The organism is Weissella confusa (assembly GCF_004766315.1).
Lineage (GTDB): Bacteria > Bacillota > Bacilli > Lactobacillales > Lactobacillaceae > Weissella > Weissella confusa_A.
In genome coordinates this window covers 19,808-37,959 of the sequence record NZ_PVSN01000021.1, presented here as the reverse complement: position 1 = coordinate 37,959, position 18,152 = coordinate 19,808, and the positions used below count along the sequence as shown (strand labels likewise).

At 44.3% G+C, this 18,152-nt stretch carries 19 protein-coding genes; 4 read left to right on the top strand and 15 right to left on the bottom strand.

Features of this window, described 5'->3' with window-relative positions; all coding sequences use genetic code 11:
* Positions 1-50: 50 nt before the first annotated feature.
* The gene (locus tag C6P11_RS03610) at positions 51-803 is read left to right on the top strand and encodes a carbonic anhydrase family protein (RefSeq protein ID WP_245299763.1); all 753 of its coding nucleotides are present in this window, start codon (positions 51-53) and stop codon (positions 801-803) included.
* On the opposite strand, the gene mreC is transcribed toward C6P11_RS03610, so the two are convergent.
* The 3 genes from mreC to C6P11_RS03595 form a co-directional block, all read right to left on the bottom strand.
* Positions 737-1,588, bottom strand: a complete 852-nt coding sequence (gene mreC, locus C6P11_RS03605) for a rod shape-determining protein MreC (RefSeq protein WP_135518644.1) — start codon at positions 1,586-1,588, stop codon at positions 737-739. The two genes, C6P11_RS03610 and mreC, sit on opposite strands and share 67 nt — an antisense overlap.
* Positions 1,589-1,663: 75 nt before the next feature.
* Positions 1,664-2,668 (bottom strand): rod shape-determining protein, encoded by a 1,005-nt coding sequence (locus C6P11_RS03600; protein ID WP_135518642.1) that lies wholly within the window; start codon positions 2,666-2,668, stop codon positions 1,664-1,666.
* 89 nt (positions 2,669-2,757) lie between these two features.
* On the bottom strand, positions 2,758-3,192 hold the full coding sequence (locus C6P11_RS03595; RefSeq protein ID WP_135518640.1) for a JAB domain-containing protein: 435 nt from the start codon (positions 3,190-3,192) through the stop codon (positions 2,758-2,760).
* Between the two features lie 106 nt (positions 3,193-3,298).
* Here C6P11_RS03595 and C6P11_RS03590 point away from each other — a divergent pair, with 106 nt between their 5' ends.
* A complete protein-coding gene (locus C6P11_RS03590) occupies positions 3,299-3,643 on the top strand; it encodes a lactoylglutathione lyase (RefSeq protein ID WP_135518638.1) in 345 nt (114 codons plus the stop codon).
* Positions 3,644-3,682: 39 nt separating this feature from the next.
* Here the strand turns inward: C6P11_RS03590 and C6P11_RS03585 are convergent, their stop codons facing one another.
* From C6P11_RS03585 to nrdH, 12 genes are all read right to left on the bottom strand, one after another.
* Complete coding sequence (locus C6P11_RS03585; RefSeq protein ID WP_135518636.1) at positions 3,683-4,519, bottom strand: hypothetical protein; 837 nt, start codon at positions 4,517-4,519, stop codon at positions 3,683-3,685.
* Between the two features lie 173 nt (positions 4,520-4,692).
* The gene (gene nagE, locus C6P11_RS03580; protein WP_135518634.1) at positions 4,693-6,714 is read right to left on the bottom strand and encodes an N-acetylglucosamine-specific PTS transporter subunit IIBC; all 2,022 of its coding nucleotides are present in this window, start codon (positions 6,712-6,714) and stop codon (positions 4,693-4,695) included.
* A 128-nt stretch (positions 6,715-6,842) separates the two neighbouring features.
* Complete coding sequence (locus tag C6P11_RS03575) at positions 6,843-7,715, bottom strand: DegV family protein (RefSeq protein WP_135518632.1); 873 nt, start codon at positions 7,713-7,715, stop codon at positions 6,843-6,845.
* A gap of 52 nt (positions 7,716-7,767) precedes the next feature.
* A complete protein-coding gene (locus C6P11_RS03570) occupies positions 7,768-8,133 on the bottom strand; it encodes a CrcB family protein (protein WP_135518630.1) in 366 nt (121 codons plus the stop codon).
* Between the two features lies 1 nt (position 8,134).
* Complete coding sequence (locus tag C6P11_RS03565) at positions 8,135-8,509, bottom strand: fluoride efflux transporter FluC (RefSeq protein ID WP_135518628.1); 375 nt, start codon at positions 8,507-8,509, stop codon at positions 8,135-8,137.
* Positions 8,502-10,052: a ClC family H(+)/Cl(-) exchange transporter gene (locus C6P11_RS03560; RefSeq protein WP_135518626.1), complete on the bottom strand. Its 1,551-nt coding sequence runs from the start codon at positions 10,050-10,052 to the stop codon at positions 8,502-8,504. The genes C6P11_RS03565 and C6P11_RS03560 overlap by 8 nt, the downstream gene beginning before the upstream one ends.
* Before the next feature lie 121 nt (positions 10,053-10,173).
* Positions 10,174-10,944, bottom strand: coding sequence for an ABC transporter ATP-binding protein (locus C6P11_RS03555; RefSeq protein WP_135518624.1), 771 nt, complete (start codon positions 10,942-10,944; stop codon positions 10,174-10,176).
* Positions 10,937-11,839 carry an ABC transporter permease gene (locus tag C6P11_RS03550; protein WP_135518622.1) on the bottom strand — a complete coding sequence of 301 codons (903 nt, stop codon included), beginning with the start codon at positions 11,837-11,839 and terminating at the stop codon, positions 10,937-10,939. Before C6P11_RS03550 ends, C6P11_RS03555 begins: the two co-directional genes overlap by 8 nt.
* A gap of 10 nt (positions 11,840-11,849) precedes the next feature.
* Positions 11,850-12,836, bottom strand: coding sequence for a tryptophan ABC transporter substrate-binding protein (trpX, locus tag C6P11_RS03545; RefSeq protein ID WP_135518620.1), 987 nt, complete (start codon positions 12,834-12,836; stop codon positions 11,850-11,852).
* A 303-nt stretch (positions 12,837-13,139) separates the two neighbouring features.
* Entirely contained in the window at positions 13,140-14,102 is a 963-nt protein-coding gene (gene nrdF / locus C6P11_RS03540; RefSeq protein WP_087044100.1) for a class 1b ribonucleoside-diphosphate reductase subunit beta, read from the bottom strand.
* A gap of 117 nt (positions 14,103-14,219) precedes the next feature.
* Positions 14,220-16,391 carry a class 1b ribonucleoside-diphosphate reductase subunit alpha gene (gene nrdE / locus C6P11_RS03535; protein ID WP_135518618.1) on the bottom strand — a complete coding sequence of 724 codons (2,172 nt, stop codon included), beginning with the start codon at positions 16,389-16,391 and terminating at the stop codon, positions 14,220-14,222.
* A gap of 92 nt (positions 16,392-16,483) precedes the next feature.
* Complete coding sequence (nrdH, locus tag C6P11_RS03530) at positions 16,484-16,720, bottom strand: glutaredoxin-like protein NrdH (protein WP_135518616.1); 237 nt, start codon at positions 16,718-16,720, stop codon at positions 16,484-16,486.
* Positions 16,721-16,988: 268 nt separating this feature from the next.
* Between nrdH and nrdI the strand changes: the two genes are divergently transcribed.
* Both nrdI and C6P11_RS03520 read left to right on the top strand, forming a co-directional pair.
* Positions 16,989-17,438, top strand: a complete 450-nt coding sequence (gene nrdI / locus C6P11_RS03525) for a class Ib ribonucleoside-diphosphate reductase assembly flavoprotein NrdI (protein WP_135518614.1) — start codon at positions 16,989-16,991, stop codon at positions 17,436-17,438.
* A gap of 49 nt (positions 17,439-17,487) precedes the next feature.
* The gene (locus C6P11_RS03520) at positions 17,488-18,138 is read left to right on the top strand and encodes a hypothetical protein (RefSeq protein ID WP_135518612.1); all 651 of its coding nucleotides are present in this window, start codon (positions 17,488-17,490) and stop codon (positions 18,136-18,138) included.
* The last annotated feature ends 14 nt before the right edge of the window (positions 18,139-18,152 follow it).

Genomic DNA, 18,152 nt, shown 5'->3' with positions numbered 1-18,152 from the left:
CACTAAAAGTGTTCTGAGGAGAGAGAGACACTTCAGAAGGGACTAGATTCATGCAAAAACTCAATTATGATGCGCAAGAGTCTTGGTCACTGACAGCTGGTTTAATGCAATCGCCAATCGCGATTACAAGCAAAGCCACTGACAAGATTGACTACCCTGCGTCATTAGAATTGTACTACGACCTTAATGCCAATTACGTTCGCGACACTGGCCAAGGTTTAGAGGTTGGGCTAACAGGAACAGCGATAATCGCTAATCGTCCGTTCCGTTTGAAACAGTTTCACGTCCACGCCCCCAGCGAGCATACCCTCGATGGCCAGACATATGATGGTGAAATTCATTTCGTGCACGAAGGTGCCGACGGGCGTTTGGCAGTGATCGGCGTCTTCTTAAGACTAGGTGCCCCATCAGAAACGTTTGCTAGCATTTTAAACCGTATTGATGACGAGTCCGTTTTCTCATGCGAGGTTACCGACTTGTTACCAACGAACCGGTCATACTATCATTACATCGGTTCGCTAACAACGCCACCGCTATCTGAAAATGTCGACTGGTATGTGTTAGAACAACCAATGACTATTTCAGCGGCCCAATTAGCTGAGTTCCATGTGCATTATGACCATAATAATCGTCATTTACAGCCTTTAAATGGGCGCCATGTCTTGTATTACCGAGACAACAATAGCAAAAAAAGACGTCACACCCTGCGTTTTGCAGAGCGTGACGTCTTTTTTTGCTATTGTTGTGGGATAGCCACACTAACAACTGGAATATTGTTAAAGTCCGTTGCTGGCTTAATGTAAATCTTCTTTGATAGACCGTAGTCATCTTGGCTAACCTTTTGTACCTTACCAACGTAAAGTCCAGCTGGCGTAACACCACCCAAACCACTGGTCGTGACAAGATCACCCTTTTCCAAAGCGACATCTGACGTAATTTGTCCCATCACAATCAAGTTCTTTTCTTGATTGAAGCTGGTCACAATACCGTCAACAACATCGCCGTTCTTGTTGGCCACACGGATTGTAAAACGATCCGCAACTTGGCTGTCATCAGATAACAACTCAACCTTCGAGTTCGTTGTATTCACTTCAGAGACGCGACCAATCAAACCACCAGAACCCATCACAGACATACCCTTCTTGATGCCTGCATTTGATCCCTTGTTAACAATCAATTGTGATTGCCAATTACTTGGTGAACGTGAAATAACAACCGCATTAACAACCTTATAGTCGGTCAACGTGTTTTCGATTTGCAATTGATCCTTCAATGCACGATTTTCGGCTTGCAACGTTTGCAATTGCACCTTCGCTTGTGCTAAATCATCAACCTTTTCAGTTAATGCTTGATTTTCTTTGTATGTGTTTAGCAACCCTGAGACTGCCTCATATCCACCGCTAACTGCTTTAACTGGTGAACTGACAACACTTGATACCCAACCTGAAACGTCGGACACAACACGCGTTGGCAAAGAAGGTTCTTTTTGAGAGTTTTGTGCTCGCGAACTAATGACAATCACACCGATTGTCACGATTGCAACGATAACCGCTACAACCAAACGTCGTGAAGTTAAGATATTCTTCATATCAAACATGCCTTTCGTCAGTTTTGCTAACAAATAACGCCACACCGAATGGTGCGGCGTTATCGTTAAAATTGATTAGTTGTTCTTCAAAACATCGATTGACTTCAATGCTTCACCAGTACCGATGGCAACTGCATCCAATGGCTCTGGTGCAACGAATACTGGCACCTTAGTTGCTTCAGCAATTACTTCATCAAGGTGCTTCAACATAGCACCACCACCAGTCAAAACGATACCGTGGTCGATAACGTCAGCTGCAATTTCTGGAGACGTCGCTTCCAACGTCTCCTTAATAGCAACGATGATTTCAGCAATGCCATCCTTGATAGCTTCGGCAACATCAGTCGCTTCGATATCAATCGTCTTTGGCAAACCAGTTACCAAGTCACGACCGCGAGCCATTGTACCTTCCATGTCCTTGGCAGCTTCAACATCAGCTGATCCAACTTCCATCTTCAAACGTTCTGCCGTTTGCTCACCAATCAATACTGAGTACTTTTGGCGGATGTATGACATGATAGCTTCATCAAGCTTATCACCAGCCATACGGATTGAACGTGATGACACGATACCACCCAATGAAATCGTGGCAACGTCAGTCGTTCCACCACCAAGGTCAACAACCATTGATCCAGTTGGTTCCATAACTGGCAAACCGGCACCAACAGCGGCTGCGAATGGCTCTTCAATCACGTAGGCGTCACGAGCACCAGCAACACGGGCAGCATCGATTACTGCACGACGCTCAACAGCCGTTACACCAGATGGTACACCGATTGTAACGTATGGCTTTGAGCCACGACCACCCAAGGCCTTGCCTAGGTAGTACTTCAACATCGCAACAGTTGTTTCGTAATCAGCGATAACACCATCGCGCATTGGGCGGATAGCCTTGATTGAACCTGGCGTACGACCCAACATATCACGGGCAGCTGCACCAACGGCAACAACCTCGTTTGTCTTTGTGTTGCGCGCAACTACTGATGGCTCGCGCAAGACGATTCCCTTACCTTCAATGTATACCAACGTGTTGGCAGTTCCTAGGTCGATTCCGACATTTCGAGTTCCAAATGAAAACACGGTTTTTATCCCTTTTCTTTACTAATTTTTATTATCATTCATCGTATGGCACTACATAAAAACGCCACATTAATTTCTTATTTAGTGTATCACAAGTTGTTAGCATCCGTCCATAAATCATACAGGGTTTCAAGGCCGATTTTGGGTAACTCCCCTGTCGCTCTTAGGCTCACAAAACCGTCTAATCCAATAATCATAAAATCGAAAAAATGTACCTGCATCAAGGTGCTGCAATACGCTAGTTGTCGCATAAAAAGTCGATCCGCTAGCGATGCTTTTAAATTACCGCTCGGATGATTATGAACCAAAATAAACCCATAGGCATTCAACGCCACCAATCTCCTAAAGATGTCGCGCGGGTGAATCGATACCCCATCTAACGTTCCTTGTGCCACTTGTTGTAGCTCAAGCACACGCATTTGTGTATTAACCGCAATTAACCAGCAACTTTCTTGTGGCTTATCACCATATTCATTCGCCAAGTATTGTCCCAACTCAGCAACCGATTTGATTGTTTGTAACATTCGTCGCACCTCCATTAATAAAGAGGGCGCAAACACCAATTTTTCCAAAAATGTGATTTTTATCAATCACAGCGTATAATTGAAAATAAAAAAGGAAGTTTGTTTAATGCGTGTTCGTAAGTTTACCCCACTCCGTATTCCAAGCAAAAACGTTGCTCGTGCGGTTCGCTTTTACCGTGAAGTGTTTGATTTACCAACTGAATTTGGTGAAAATGAGTCACGTCACCTATACTTCGACCAACAATCAATTGTGTTTGAAGAAGATCCAGACGCTGAACCAATTACAGTTCAGGTAACAGTTCGCAACCATAAGGAAACGGTTGAAAACCACTTCATCAACTACTACGTCACCCAAGCAAAGCCAGCAACCGAATCAGAAGATGGTCGTCACATCATTTTTCATCTTGATGATTTCGAGGGCAACCACATCGAAGTGATTGCCAACAAATAAAGTAAAAGGAGAGGAACCTATGTTCACTCTCCTTTTCTTTTACCTATTTTCAGCACGTTGATACCAAACCGTTACCAATTCTTCGGCTAAATCAGCCATATCAGTCATGCCAATAGCAGCGGCATTTGCAACTTGTTGCTTTACTGCATCCCATTCGTGGTTTTCCAACTGACTAACCACGGTTGCCCACCAAGCGAAGCTCATTGCACTCTTAGCTTGGTTAGCCATCCAGTCAGCCACTTGTTTAAACGTCTCTAAATCAAATTCATCCGCCTTAAGCAATTCAATTAGATAACGTGCTGTCGTTGCATTTAGGCGCTCCATCGTACCGTGAGGCCATGCTTTTTGCCAAATAACTGACAAATAGTTGAAAGCATCCTTTTGCTCGACTTCAGCAATTACCGGATACAATAGCGCAACGTCCATTTCGCGCCAAATCTTAACAGCCTCAAATGAATCAATCAAAATCTGTTGGGCAATTTGTGCATGCTCATCAGGAATCAATCGCGCATGTAGGACGCCTGCCAAACTCGCCACGCGCAAGAAGCCACGCGCCATGGTGTTACGGAATAGTTGATAGCTACGTCGACTAACTTCCTTAATCGTCTCAGGATCGCGCTTACGGTTAGCGTCTAGCAACTCGTTCATCAATCCTTCAACCGTGTCTTGCCCGTTAACCAATTCCGTATTAATTTCGGCACCCGTTAAAAGCAAATGACTCATCAACGAAATGAACCCTTCAGCAGGCAAATCGTTTTCTTCATTCAAATAACGGTAGTAACGGTTTCGGCTAATACCGATATTTGCCAACTCCCGGACAGGAATGTCATTTGCCTGTCGAATTTCATTTATTCGTTCACGATTAATTAAGCTCATTCGTTTTACCTTCTAAACAAATCTCTCTATATAATTATTTCTCTGCACAATCGTGCCCGTACGCTCATGTTTGAGTGTACCACCCACGGAACATACGTTCAACAAAAAATGCTTACTTTTCTTTCAGTAAAAAAGCCCGAACAGTTCGTTCGAGCTTCCTTAATTATATGTGATTAAAAGATAACGCGTCCAACATAGTTGCCGCCGATACCATCAAAGATATCCTCGTCATCTACCTTAACTTCAGCATTTTCAGCCAAGCCCATGAAGATAACCATCGTCGCGGCAAGCTTACCCGCTGCCTTAACTGCTCCGATATCCATCGTTGCAAGCAAGTCACCGTGCTTAACCTTATCGCCAACTGATACCTTCACATCAAATGGTTCTCCGTTCATTTCAACGGTGTTAATTCCCATGTGAACCAACACTTCCAAACCACTTTCCGTACGCAAACCAATAGCGTGCTTTGTTGGTGCAACCATGGTTACTTCAGCATCCAATGGCGCGGTAATGTTGTTATCAGCTGGTTCAATTGCGAAACCATCACCCATCATCTTTGACGCGAACGTCTCATCTTGAACGTGCTCAATGTGAAGCAATGAGCCATTTGCAATGGCAAAGAAGTTTTCTTCCTTACCAGCTGGAGCATAATCCACTGGCTTTGCTTCGTCAGCAGACAATGGATTCTCCAACTTAGATGAAATTTCACCGTTGTAAATCTTTTCAACGTTGTCGGCAACGAATTGCACATCCGGACCGATAACAATGTGAATTTGGTGATCATCCAAAACGTTAACACCCATAACACCAGGTGTCTTCTTCAAGGCATCAACGTCAGCCAATGACGTATCTGTCATCTTGTAACGCAAACGCGTCGTGCAGTTGTAAAGGTACGTCAAGTTTTCCTTAGCAGAAGCATCCCCACCAAGTGCTGACCAAACCATACGTGCCGTGCGGAGATACTTATCTTCGCCACCAACCGTTGCAGCCTTACCAACTTGAACGTTGTTAGCTGCATCGTCGTCATCCTTAGGATCACGTCCAGGTGTCATCAAGTTGAACTTCTTAATCGCAAACGTAAAGATTGCGTAGTACAAAACAGCAAACACAAGACCTTGCACAAGCAACATGTAAGGCTTGTTAGCCAATGGCATTGAGAAACTCAAAACGTAATCAACCAAACCACCTGAGAACGTAAATCCTGACGTCCAGTGGAAGAAGGCTGCAATTGCCAATGACAATCCCATCAAAATAGCGTGGATGACATACAAAGGCCATGCTACGAACATGAATGAGAATTCCAGTGGTTCTGTTACACCAGTGAAGAAGGCAGCGATTCCAGCAGCCAACATCAATGATCCAACGCGCTTCTTTTGGGCTGGACGCGCTTGACGATAAATCGCAAACGCACCAGCTGGCAAACCAAACATCATAACTGGGAAGAAGCCAGCTTGGTACATACCAGTGATACCCTTTGTACCAGTTGATGCCCAGTAATTTCCGATATCATTAATACCAGCAATGTTAAACCAGAACACAGAGTTCAATGCGTGGTGCAATCCCGTTGGAATCAACATACGGTTGAAGAATCCATACAAACCAGCACCAACCCAGCCAAGACCTGAGATAAACTTAGCGAACGTTACCAAGCCCGTGTATACTGGTGGCCACACAAACAATAGCGCAACTGAGATAACCAACATCGCCACCGCAGAAATAATTGGTACTGAACGCTTACCACTAAAGAACGCAAGCGCCGTTGGCAAGCGAACTTCACTGAAACGGTTGTACAAAGCAGCTGCAACTAGTCCAGCCACAATTCCAAGCAAGACGTTGTTATTTACCAATGCCTCAAATGCCGGATTAACATGTGCGACTTTCACATTCGTCAACGTGGCGATTTGTGCCGGTGCCAACAAGAAGACTGGCAACTCGTATGCCACGACAGCAGCCAAAGCCACCGCACCAGCTTCCTTCTTTTGCACCATTCCAAGTGCAAGACCGACAGCGAACAACAATGCCAATTGTCCTAAGACACCGTTACCAGCAATTGCTAAAAAGTTTCCAATCGATTGGGCGACTGAACCATCGATGCGCATAATCCAGTTTCCGATACCAGCCAACAAAGCAGCAGCTGGCAAAACTGAAACAGGCAACATCAATGAACGACCCATTCGTTGTAGATAGTCCTTCATTTGTAAATCCCCTACTAATAATTCCTAAAGATATTTTGTATACCAATGTTACCTATTTTACGCTTATGCCCTATTTTGACAACGCTAAAAAGGTCTATACCACACAATAGTTGGTATAGACCTTTTACTTAAATTTCTAATGTTTTGTAGTCTTGGGCCCAGATAAGTCCCATTGCCTTTTCGCCAGTGTGAACACCGATGTAAGGTCCGATGATGCTACGTTCAACAACAATATCAGGGAATTGTTCCGTCAAATCAGCTGCCCATTGATCAGCCAAATCAGGATTGTTACCATCCACAATCGTGGCACGAATCTTGTAATCCACACTATCGTGAACTGCCTTAAAGTCAGCTTCAATCTTCTTCCAGGCACGCTTCATCGCACGTTCCTTACCAATGGCAATAATCTTCGTATCTTCAAAGGTTAGCAATGGTTTGATGTTTAGCAATGACCCCAACGTTACTTGGCCACCAGAAATGCGACCAGTGCGTTGCAAGTGACGAATTTCATCCACAGCGAACAACGCCTTCGTTGTCGCACGTAGTTCTTCCAAACGCGCTAGGATAGCTGGCACTTCTTTTCCAGCCATCACCATTTCAGCTGCTAACTTAGCTTGATTTCCGGCCCCACTAGCAGCAATTTGTGAATCCCATACGTGAACGTTAATGTTCTCCACCGTACCAGCCAATGATTCAAGTGACGAGAAGGCACCTGAAATACCTGATGACAGCACGACAACAATGACATCTGTGTAACCTGCGTCAGCTAATTCATCAAACTTAGTCATGAACGAACCGATTTCTGGTTGAGACGTCGTCAATGCCGGTTCAGCTGTGCGCTGAAATGTGTAAAATTCTTCTTGAGATGCCCAGCTCTCATTTTCATGAAAAACTTGCTCACCCATCATAATAGGATCGTTGATTTGATAGATGTTCAATGCTGCCAAATCAGCTGGCGCAATATAACTAGAACTATCAACTAAAACTGCAATCTTACTCATAATATCCAACTCCAAAATTGTATATGTCGTGTATCAATTTAACACGAAATGATTAGAATAGCGACCCTAGCCAAAAACCAATCAGCAATACTGGTACACCACCAGCAAAAGCCAATACGGTTTTCAACAAAACTCGGGTTCGTTCTGATCGATTAGGCAACCCATTGGCGAGCTCAACGATGGGTGTTGAAAAAGTAGAATAACCACCCATAATACCGGTTGCCCAGAATGTATTTTGTAACAGTGGCAAGTGCATGCCGAACAAAATACCAATTAAAAATGTGGCCGTTAAATTAATGACCATTACCATCCAAGCGCTCGCCGTGCCAAATACCTTGGGTGCCATTTCCAAAAGTGAAAAGCGACCCATTGAGCCAATCACTGCACCTAACCCAGCTAGTCCAATTTGTATCAACATCCTACGCCACCACCTTTTCAGCGAGCGCACGACCGGCATACACAACTAATACACCGCCGACAATGCTTAAGACAATATAGACAAAGCCGATTACCCAACCATGCTTAACCATATCCAAAATGGCTGTTGAGTACGTTGTATAGGCGCCTAGCACCCCAACCATAATAAAGTCGGCCAAGGGTTGGGCCAGCGTAATTTTCTTTGACCAAATCACAACTAAGAATGCTGATACGAAGGTACCGGTTAGATTAATGACTAACGTAGACAATGGAAAAGACGTTACTTGGATGAGCAACGCAAGCAATTCACGTAATGCCCCACCAAAAAAGCCCCCAACGCCCACAGCTAGTAAACGTTGCCAAAACAACTTATCCATGTTGCGTCTCCGTTTCCTTATTCAAATCTTGCATCACAGCCCAAACCTGCTTGAATTGTGCTTCATCAGTCAACAATGACAATTCATCCCCAACTTGTAATATGAAATCACCATTTGGCAAGTGCTCTTCACGACCACGACGGATACGTTGAATCAAAACACCTCGTGGCAATTGCAGTTGACGCACTTCGGCATCTTCAAGTGAACTACCTGGCGCCACAACAAACGTCATTTCTTCAAGACGACCGCGCAAAGCAGATAGTTGATCTGGCAAATGCAAGCGAGCCAACAATGACTCATAAATTGGTTCACCACCTAAGAAATCGACCACTAGATAAGCAATCAATGCCACGATTGCCATAGCAACTAAGTGCGTCATTGATCCCACCATTTCAGCAATCAATACAATGGCTGTAAATGGTGCTTTTGAGATACTTGCGAAGTAACCAGCCATGCCGACAATCATCATATTCATTACATTGATTGGTGCAAGCAAACCAAAATGAACAAGTACCGCACCAAACAAAGCGCCTGACAATGCCCCCAACGTTAGGATTGGTAAGAAGATACCACCTGGCACCCCTGAGCCAAACGCAATCGTTGAGTATACAAAGCGCAAAATAATCAGACCAATCAAGACACCAATCGTCGGCATAAAGTTAGCATCATGCAAAATCAAGCTTGCACTACCGCCAAGGGCTTGTGGCGCCCAGATACCAACCGGAATCAACAATAGGAAGACGACAATAAAGTGGTAGTGACGTGGTAGCCACTTCAACCAGCGGAACATGTTAGGTGCCCACAAGGTTGCACGTTGATAAGCGTAACCGAACAAGCCCAATAAAATACCCAAGACTGGCAACCAGGCATAGTCTGCTAGTGGCAAGTGATGCAGATTAGTCATGCTAAGCACTGGCGTCAGACCAAAGACATTAACCGAGACCATGTCCGCAACAACGGCGCTTGTTAATGCACCTAGCCAAACCAGCATTGAGAACGTGCGGTAAACCTCTTCAAGCACAAATAATGTACCAGCAACTGGCGCTCCGAATGCAGCTGACAAGCCCGCTGCAGCCCCCATTGCAATCATTAGTTTGTTGTTACGTGAATCAAAGCCACGCTTCTCACCATATAATTGGGCAACCGCGGCGCCCAGCTGAATTGATGGCCCTTCACGACCAAGCATCGCACCTGAACCAATTGTTAATAGTCCAGCTGTAAATTTACGCCACAAAACAGAGAACGGATTAACCGTCATCTGTCCCGCCAACTGCCCTTCAACTTGCGGAATACCAGACCCGTTAACGTTAGGGTCACCTTTAATGATTTGGCCAACAATGAATGTAAATAGAATCATGGCAATTATTGTGCCGGCCAACCAGAAGCCCTTATCTGGTGAAACAACAAGTTGATGATAGACATGGCGCCACTGATCTAGAATCAGCTCAACCAACCAACGAAATGTACTGACGACGATACCAACCAGAATGCCGACCACCACGGCTCGACCAACTGTTAGCAAGCGTGTCCGATCAATTTTCATCTCACACCTCCGTAAAAAAACTCACCTTTTAATTTACCACTTTTGTCACCGTGATGGGGCGAATATGTCTGTGATCAAAAAAGAGGACAACACCGAAACGTTGTCCTCACTTATGCTTATGTTAATAACGGTTAAAGTAACCCAACAAATCAGGAACCGTCAATTGTTGCTTTTCTTCACCTGACACATCTAGTGAGATTTGACCAGCTGACATGATAATCAAACGATTACCGTATTGAATCGCATCTTCCAAGTGGTGCGTAATCATCAAAGCCGTCAAGTGATCCTCACGAATGCGTTGGTCAGTCACAGCCATCAATTGCTCACTCGTCTTTGGGTCCAACGCCGCTGTGTGCTCATCGAGCAACAACAATTCTGGACGCAAACGCGTGGCCATCAAAAATGATAGCGCTTGACGTTGTCCACCAGACAAGTCGCCCGTCGCGACATTCAGACGTGAATCCAAACCATTTCCCATCGTCGCAGCGACTTTGGCAAAATCAGCCAACTTTTCTTTCGTCAAGCCACGTCCCTTCAAACGACGTGACAACCCGCGACGTTCCGCAAACAATAAGTTCTCTGCCACCGTCATACGAGGCGCCGTACCCAACTTAGGGTCTTGGAACACACGCGCCAAAAACTTCGTGCGCTGCGTTTCAGACAATCGCGTGACATCCTCATCACCTAGGTAAATGTGTCCGCTCGTCAATGCAAGTGAGCCAGCGATAACATTGAACAACGTTGACTTACCAGCACCGTTAGATCCCAACACTGTGACAAAATCACCTTCGTTCAACGTCAATGAAACATCATTCAAGATTGTTTTTTCTTCAGGCGTACCTTGGTTAACCACCACCGTAGCATTTTCTAATCGTAAACTTGTCTTAGTCATGTGAGGCGACCCCCTTCTTCAAAACACTATCTAGTTTCAACACTTTGCGAAGTTGTGGCAACGTCAAGGCCACACCAAGCACAACAGCACTGAACAAGTTCAAATCGTTGGCGTTGAAGCCCAAGTAAAGCACGATAACCAACACGAAGCGGTACAGTACAGAACCAATGACAATCGTTACCAAACGATCTGTCAAAGACATTTGATCAGTGAACACAACCTCACCAATGATGATTGACGCCAAAGCGACGACGATGATACCGATTCCCATGTTAACGTCCGCAAAGCCGTTGTTTTGTGCAACTAATGCACCACCCAAGCCAATCAAACCGTTAGAAATCATCAACCCCATAATCGTCATGTTATCTGTATTAACACCAAGCGAACGCGCCATCGCACGGTTGTCACCCGTCACAATGAATGCTTGACCAAGTTCTGTTTGCAAGAAAATAGCCGTCGCTGCCGTTACAACCACAATGATTACCAATCCAACAACCACCGTTGGGAAGTTCTTAGGCAAGAAATCTAGGAAGTCTGCTGAAAATAGGGTCCCTTTACCAAGTAAAGAACGGTTGGCCTGACCCATGATACGCAGGTTAATTGAGTAAACCGCCGTCATTGTCAAAATACCAGCCAACAAAATCGGCACCTTACCCTTGGTGTAAATCAAGCCGGTCACCAACCCCGCCAATGCACCCGCACCAGCCGCAATCAAACTCGCCAAGCCTGGATTCATACCGTTTGAAATCAACGTAACCGCCGTTGCGGCACCAAGCGGAAAAGTTCCTTCAACTGTCATATCTGGGAAATCCAAGATACGAAAAGTCAAAAACAACCCAATTCCAAGTGTCGCCCACAAGAGTCCTTGTCCAATCGCTGAAACTAAAATATTCATACCGTTCTCCTTACTTCACGAACTTCGCGTGATCGTAGCCCTTTGGCATCGTTAACCCTAACTTCTCAAGTTGGGCCTTGTTCACAACCAATTCACCAGTCTTTGTAAAATCAACTGGCAACGTCATAGGATTAGCCCCCTTCAAAATCTTTGCAACCATCTTCCCAGTCATAACACCAATGTTTTTCTGGTTGATTGATTCAGCGGCAACACCACCATCTTTAACCATCGTATCGGCCGTTGGGAACACTGGCACCTTAGCGGCGTCCGTGTTCTTAATCAATGTTGTCATGGCCCCAGCAATCGTGTTATCAGTTGGCACAAAGACAGCGTCAACGTTATGGTTTTCAACCATTTGTAGTGACGTTTGATTCAAATCATTTGATGATGCGATTGAGTACGCCTTCACCTTTAGTCCCGCCTTCTCAGCCAGCGCAATCATCTTGCGAGCTTCAGTCGTGGCTGAGTCATCTGATGATGTGTAGATAACACCCAGTGTCTTCATGTCTGGCAAAAATTCTTTCATCATCTTCAATTGCGCCTCGAGTGGTGCCTGATCAGAAACACCCGTGACATTGCCACCTGGCTTCTCGTAGCTCTTGACTAACTTGGCACTCATTGGGTTCGTTGAAGCCGAAAACACAACCGGCTTATCATTAATTGTATTGGCCAACGCAACCGCTGCCGGTGTTGCAATACCAACTGAGACAGCAGCACCTTCGTTCTCAAACTTTGTTGACATCGTCTTCAAGTTAGATTGATCACCTTGCGCATTTTGGAAATCAATTTTGACATCCTTGCCCACTGTGTATCCACTATCCGCCAAACCTTCCTTGATACCCTTATTAATCGCATCCAATGCTGGGTGTGACATAAATTGCAAAACGCCCACTGTTGGGACCTTAGCTGCTTTATGTTCCGCGATTGATTCTTGGACCCCTGCTGCAACAAGCACTGCAGCTAATAAGCCGACAGCAGTCAATACTTTCTTGTTCATAACCTTTACCCCGTAAATAATTGCAAAATAAAACCGCGAAAGAGTCACCTTGCGTGCCCCTTTCGCGGTAAAAAGAAAGGCCTGCGCGGTAACCCGTGCAGACCTTTCGTTAACGGAAATCAGTCGGCACAGACTCAATACTTACGCTCCAAAAGAGCACGTACCGAATCTGCTTCAACCACAGTTCGGACGCGTTAGCTGCGCCACCAACCATTCAATTGTACTGTCGTCTTAAACATAACTGTTTCCACCTAACGTTTCATCTTGAGAATTATGATAACATTTTAATTTTTGTAATGCAACCTAATCCAAGCCAATGTTGTAGTCATCGTCTTCCATCACTTCGACTTGACCCAAACGGTAACCATTTCCGACTTGTGAGAAGAAGTCGTGGTTAGACGTTGTCGTTGAAATACCATTCATCACAATTGGGTTAACATCTTCTGCCCCATCAGGGAACAGTGGATCTTGACCTAGGTTCATCAATGCCTTGTTTGCGTTATAACGCAAGAATGTTAGCACTGATTCCGTCCAACCGATTTCATCGTACAGATGCTTCGTGTAGTTTTCTTCGTTGTTGTACAAATCCAACAACAAGTCATACATCCACATCTTCATTTCTTCTTGCTTGTCTTCAGGCAACTCATTGAAGCCTAATTGGAACTTGTAACCAATGTAAGTTCCGTGAACTGATTCATCACGCAAAATCAACTTAATGATTTCAGCAACGTTGTTCAACTTGTTGTGGCCTAGGTACCAAAGTGGCGTGTAGAACCCTGAGTAGAACAAGAACGTTTCCAAGAATACAGACGCCACCTTCTTTTGTAGGTCATCCCCAGTTTGGTAAATCTGGTTAATTCGTTGCGCCTTGTACTGCAAAAATTCATTGGTATTTGTCCAGTCGAAAATCTCTTCAATCTCAGCTGGCGTGTTCAACGTTTCAAAAATTGATGAGTATGACTTCGCGTGAACAGATTCCATAAACTCGATATTGTTCAATACCGCTTCTTCGTGTTGTGTACGAACGGACTTCTTCAATGATGCCATACCATCTTGTGATTGAAGCGTATCAAGCAACGTCAAGCCACCAAATACGTGACCCACCAAGTAGTGTTCGTTTTCAGCCATCTTACGCCAATCATCCAAGTCATTTGACAACGGAATACGCGTGTCTAGCCAAAATTGTTCAGTCAACTTTTCCCAAGTCGCCTTGTCGATTGCGTCCTCAACATTATTCCAGTTGATTGCAACATATCCTTCAGTCATTCGATGTTCTCCTTCAGTCGAAAACGGCCAGGAAGTCATTCACTCACTGACCGTTTTCTGAGCTACTGGTGTTGATTATACCAGCTCTGCATTTTTAGTGTGCGCAATTCCAATTAATCAGATTGAGCAGCTTTCACACTCATTCACGCCAAACTCTTCCATGTCATCGGTATAAGTTCGAACGTAGTAAATTGACTTGATGCCCTTGTGATAAGCATACATGCGTAAGATGTTCAAATCACGGGTCGTCATCTTTTCAGTGCGCCCATTCTTCCACTCATACAAGCCAGCTGGAATTGTTGAACGCATAAACAACGTTAAAGCCATCCCTTGATCAATGTGTTGTTGTGCCGTGGCATAAACATCAATCACCTTACGCATATCCAAGTTATACGCTGATTCGTAGTATGGCAATGTATCCGTACCCAAGTACGGTGCTGGGTAGTAAATCTTACCAATCTTCTTTTCTTGACGTTCCTCAATCTTGTTAATGATTGGGTGCAAAGATGCCGTTGAATCATTAACGTATGAAATTGATCCCGTTGGCGCAATCGCCATACGATAAGCATTGTACAAGCCGTGCTTTTGGATAGATTCCTTGAGCATTGCCCAATCGTGCTTAGTTGGGAAATGGTGCTTCTCAAAAATTGCCTTAACCTTATCAGTCTTTGGCGACCAATCAGCCATCAGATACTTATTGAAGTATGAGCCATCGGCATAAGCTGACTTTTCAAACTCAAAGAATGATTCACCGCGTTCTTTAGCAATCTTATTTGAAGCTAGCAATGTGTAGTAATTCAACATCAAGAAGTAGGCGTTGGTAAAGTCAATCGCTTCTTCATCCCCATAGTGCATGTGGTTCTTAGCAAAGAATGCGTGCAACCCCATTGCACCCAAGCCAACAGCATGCAATTCACGATTTCCATTTTGCACTGAAGGGACAATATCCAAGTTAGAGTTGTCAGAAACGAACGTCAACGCACGAACCATTGTGTCCACTGAACGTTCAAAGTCAGTCGTTTCCATCATATTTACGATGTTAGTTGACCCCAAGTTACATGAAACATCTGACCCCATCTTGTAGTATTGTTGATCATTACCAATTTCAGAAGCTTTTTGCACTTGCAAAATCTCTGAGCAAAGATTTGATGACACAACCTTACCGTGAATTGGATTAGCTGCATTCACCGTATCAATGTTAATCACGTATGGATAACCTGATTCTTGTTGCATCTTTGAAATTTCGTTTTCCAAGTCACGCGCACGAATCTTAGTCTTCTTAATACGTGGATTACGAACCATGTTGTCATACTCGGCCGTGATATCAACGTAGTTAAATGGCTCACCATATTCACGTTCAACATCATAAGGTGAGAACAAGAACATATCAGCGTTCGAACGAATCAAGTCGTAGAACTTATCTGGTACGGTTACACCAAGTGACAACGTCTTCACACGTACCTTTTCATCCGCGTTTTCCTTCTTGGCCGCCAAGAAACCCATAATGTCTGGGTGGAAGACTGACAAATAAGCCACACCAGCCCCATTTCGTTGTCCCATTTGGTTTGAGTATGAGAATGAATCTTCCAACAACTTCATCACCGGCACAACACCTGAAGCGGCATTCGCAATCCCCTTAATTGGTGCACCTGCTTCACGCAAGTTTGATAGGTTAATACCAACCCCACCACCAATCTTTGACAACTGCAATGCTGAGTTAATCACACGACCAATTGCATTCATATCATCAGTCGTTTGCAAAATAAAACATGACACCAACTCACCACGTCGTGAACGACCCGCGTTCAAGAATGATGGCGTGGCTGGCTGATAACGTTGGTGAATCATTTCATCAGCCAAGTTCAATGCCAACTCTTCATTACCAGCGCCGTAGAACAACGCGTTCATAGCAACACGATCAATGTAGTTTTCGACATAATAATCACCATCGTTAGTCTTAACAGCATATTGCGCATAAAACTTGTACGCAGCCATGAAAGACTTAAATTGGAAATCTTGACTCTTTAGATAGTCATACAAACGTTCAATGAACGAAAATGAATAACTGTCCAACATCTTTTGATCCACAAAATCATGTTCGATTAAATAATCGAAGCGATCACGAAGGGAATCGAATTGGAGCGTGTTTGGTCGAACGTTTTCTGCCAAGAAGGCTTCTAAAGCTTCCTTGTCCTTTCCCAATTGGATGCTGTTATCCTTGGGAATATTCAATTCATTATTTAAATCAAAGTAGGTGACCTTATCTAGGTCCAAAGTAGCAAGTGACATATCATTTCCCCCGTGTTACCTAACGTAAAGCGGAACCCCCATGGCTGCACCGACGTTTAGGTAGTATTGCCAACAACTAGCTGTTTGTGTCGTTACATTGCTTTGGCAAGTTGTGCCAACAAGTCAGGTCGGAAGCCCTTGATCGGCTCAGCATCGTTTGTGAACACAACTGGTACAGCTTGGTAACCTTGATCCTTCAAGAAAGTCAATGCTGCTTCATCTTCTTCAACATTCTTTTCAACGTAGCTAACCCCATATTGTGCCAACGTCTTCTTTGTCATCATGCATTGCACACAGTTGTTATTCGTATATACAGTAACGTTTTGCATATTATTCACCTTTATCTTTCGGTTTTATATTTTCTGACATTTGCTAATATCTGTCTCTGAGTATAGTCAGGTACATAACAGAATGCAAGGCGTAACTTTTGAAGAAAAAAGCCTTGACAGCGCTATTTACCGCCAAATCAACCTTCCGAATAGTTTATTACAAAATCATTAAATATAACTTTCCGTTATGTACAAAAAGGGTGTGTTTTTTGTGATTGTGCTAGTGTATAGTGGAATAAATGGTAAAGAAACATATGAGGAAAACAACATGAAAGTTCGTCTTTTGTATATATCAATTTCCGGAAATACGCGGTCATTCGTTAAAAACCTTGTGACTTACGCTCATGAACAAGGTGAACTTGAGTTTGAACCCGTAGAAATTTCGGACGGCAGTGCTGATACCGATGAAGTCGCACCTTATTTTGCTTTGGTCCCAACGTACCTAGATGGTGGTAATGGGATTGACAACGGCGTACATGAAATTATGACTAACGCCTTGTACGACCAAATCGAGGCCGGCGATAACGCGCAGCAATTATTAGGCATCGTCGGATCTGGTAATAAGAATTTCAACGCACAGTACATTCTCACTGCGCGCCGTTACGCACAAGCGTTTAATGCACCAGTCATCGCTAACTACGAGCTACGTGGCACACCACGTGATGTAGAACGCGTTTACAAAGCTATGCATCAACGTCTAGTTGAGGCTGGGTACTAAGCAAGCGTATAATAGTTGTCATGCGATTTAACCATGAAAGGAGCGTCAAATGGCAACTGCAAAAACAAAAAAAGTCGCTCTGACTCGTGAGCGACGACAAGAAACATGGCGTAACTTAACGACCGAACAGCAGGCTGTCTTAAAACAGCACATTCGCTATCAACACACATCACTGTTTGTTGATCAGAATTTGGTTGGCCATGGTAAAAATTGGGAATTTGTTGCCTACAACTACAACGATAACTACGATAGTAACTCTGGACCACAGTTGTATTGTGACTGTGGTCGCCGATTGAAGCACCAATATGTGTTGCAAAACGAGGATGGCAAGCTCATTAAGCTCGGCATCACCCACTTTGCTGATCACATCGGTATTCCAGAAGCGGTGATGCGTCAATTGCAGACTCAGATTCATCACTTGGACTTTGGCCTCGATGAGCTATTGCAGCGTATTCGTCGTCATGCTGGCCTCAATTCAGAAATGCGTGCGTGGTTCATTGATAACCACACCGCCTATCCTGACTTCCCGATTGATGCGGTTGATTTTGTCTCCAACGAATTACCTTTGGAAAAGGATGTACAGGCTGAAATTGTCCGTCAGTACAAGAAAGCAACCTACGTGCCAAAAGAACGCCAACCACGACGTAAGAAGCCGAAGTTAAACAAAGCTGCTTGGCAAGAGTTATTCCGTGACATTTAATCATAGAACGGAGC

What these genes read in the sequence shown, in the direction of transcription:
- mreC (WP_135518644.1), bottom strand. Translation starts at nt 1,588, where the DNA reads ATGAAGAATATCTTAACTTCACGACGTTTGGTTGTAGCGGTTATCGTT.
- C6P11_RS03610 (WP_245299763.1), top strand. Translation starts at nt 51, where the DNA reads ATGCAAAAACTCAATTATGATGCGCAAGAGTCTTGGTCACTGACAGCT.
- C6P11_RS03575 (WP_135518632.1), bottom strand. Translation starts at nt 7,715, where the DNA reads ATGAGTAAGATTGCAGTTTTAGTTGATAGTTCTAGTTATATTGCGCCA.
- C6P11_RS03555 (WP_135518624.1), bottom strand. Translation starts at nt 10,944, where the DNA reads ATGACTAAGACAAGTTTACGATTAGAAAATGCTACGGTGGTGGTTAAC.
- C6P11_RS03520 (WP_135518612.1), top strand. Translation starts at nt 17,488, where the DNA reads ATGGCAACTGCAAAAACAAAAAAAGTCGCTCTGACTCGTGAGCGACGA.
- nagE (WP_135518634.1), bottom strand. Translation starts at nt 6,714, where the DNA reads ATGAAGGACTATCTACAACGAATGGGTCGTTCATTGATGTTGCCTGTT.
- C6P11_RS03550 (WP_135518622.1), bottom strand. Translation starts at nt 11,839, where the DNA reads ATGAATATTTTAGTTTCAGCGATTGGACAAGGACTCTTGTGGGCGACA.
- trpX (WP_135518620.1), bottom strand. Translation starts at nt 12,836, where the DNA reads ATGAACAAGAAAGTATTGACTGCTGTCGGCTTATTAGCTGCAGTGCTT.
- nrdI (WP_135518614.1), top strand. Translation starts at nt 16,989, where the DNA reads ATGAAAGTTCGTCTTTTGTATATATCAATTTCCGGAAATACGCGGTCA.
- C6P11_RS03560 (WP_135518626.1), bottom strand. Translation starts at nt 10,052, where the DNA reads ATGAAAATTGATCGGACACGCTTGCTAACAGTTGGTCGAGCCGTGGTG.
- nrdE (WP_135518618.1), bottom strand. Translation starts at nt 16,391, where the DNA reads ATGTCACTTGCTACTTTGGACCTAGATAAGGTCACCTACTTTGATTTA.
- C6P11_RS03585 (WP_135518636.1), bottom strand. Translation starts at nt 4,519, where the DNA reads ATGAGCTTAATTAATCGTGAACGAATAAATGAAATTCGACAGGCAAAT.
- C6P11_RS03595 (WP_135518640.1), bottom strand. Translation starts at nt 3,192, where the DNA reads ATGTTACAAACAATCAAATCGGTTGCTGAGTTGGGACAATACTTGGCG.
- nrdH (WP_135518616.1), bottom strand. Translation starts at nt 16,720, where the DNA reads ATGCAAAACGTTACTGTATATACGAATAACAACTGTGTGCAATGCATG.
- nrdF (WP_087044100.1), bottom strand. Translation starts at nt 14,102, where the DNA reads ATGACTGAAGGATATGTTGCAATCAACTGGAATAATGTTGAGGACGCA.
- C6P11_RS03570 (WP_135518630.1), bottom strand. Translation starts at nt 8,133, where the DNA reads ATGTTGATACAAATTGGACTAGCTGGGTTAGGTGCAGTGATTGGCTCA.
- C6P11_RS03565 (WP_135518628.1), bottom strand. Translation starts at nt 8,509, where the DNA reads ATGGATAAGTTGTTTTGGCAACGTTTACTAGCTGTGGGCGTTGGGGGC.
- C6P11_RS03590 (WP_135518638.1), top strand. Translation starts at nt 3,299, where the DNA reads ATGCGTGTTCGTAAGTTTACCCCACTCCGTATTCCAAGCAAAAACGTT.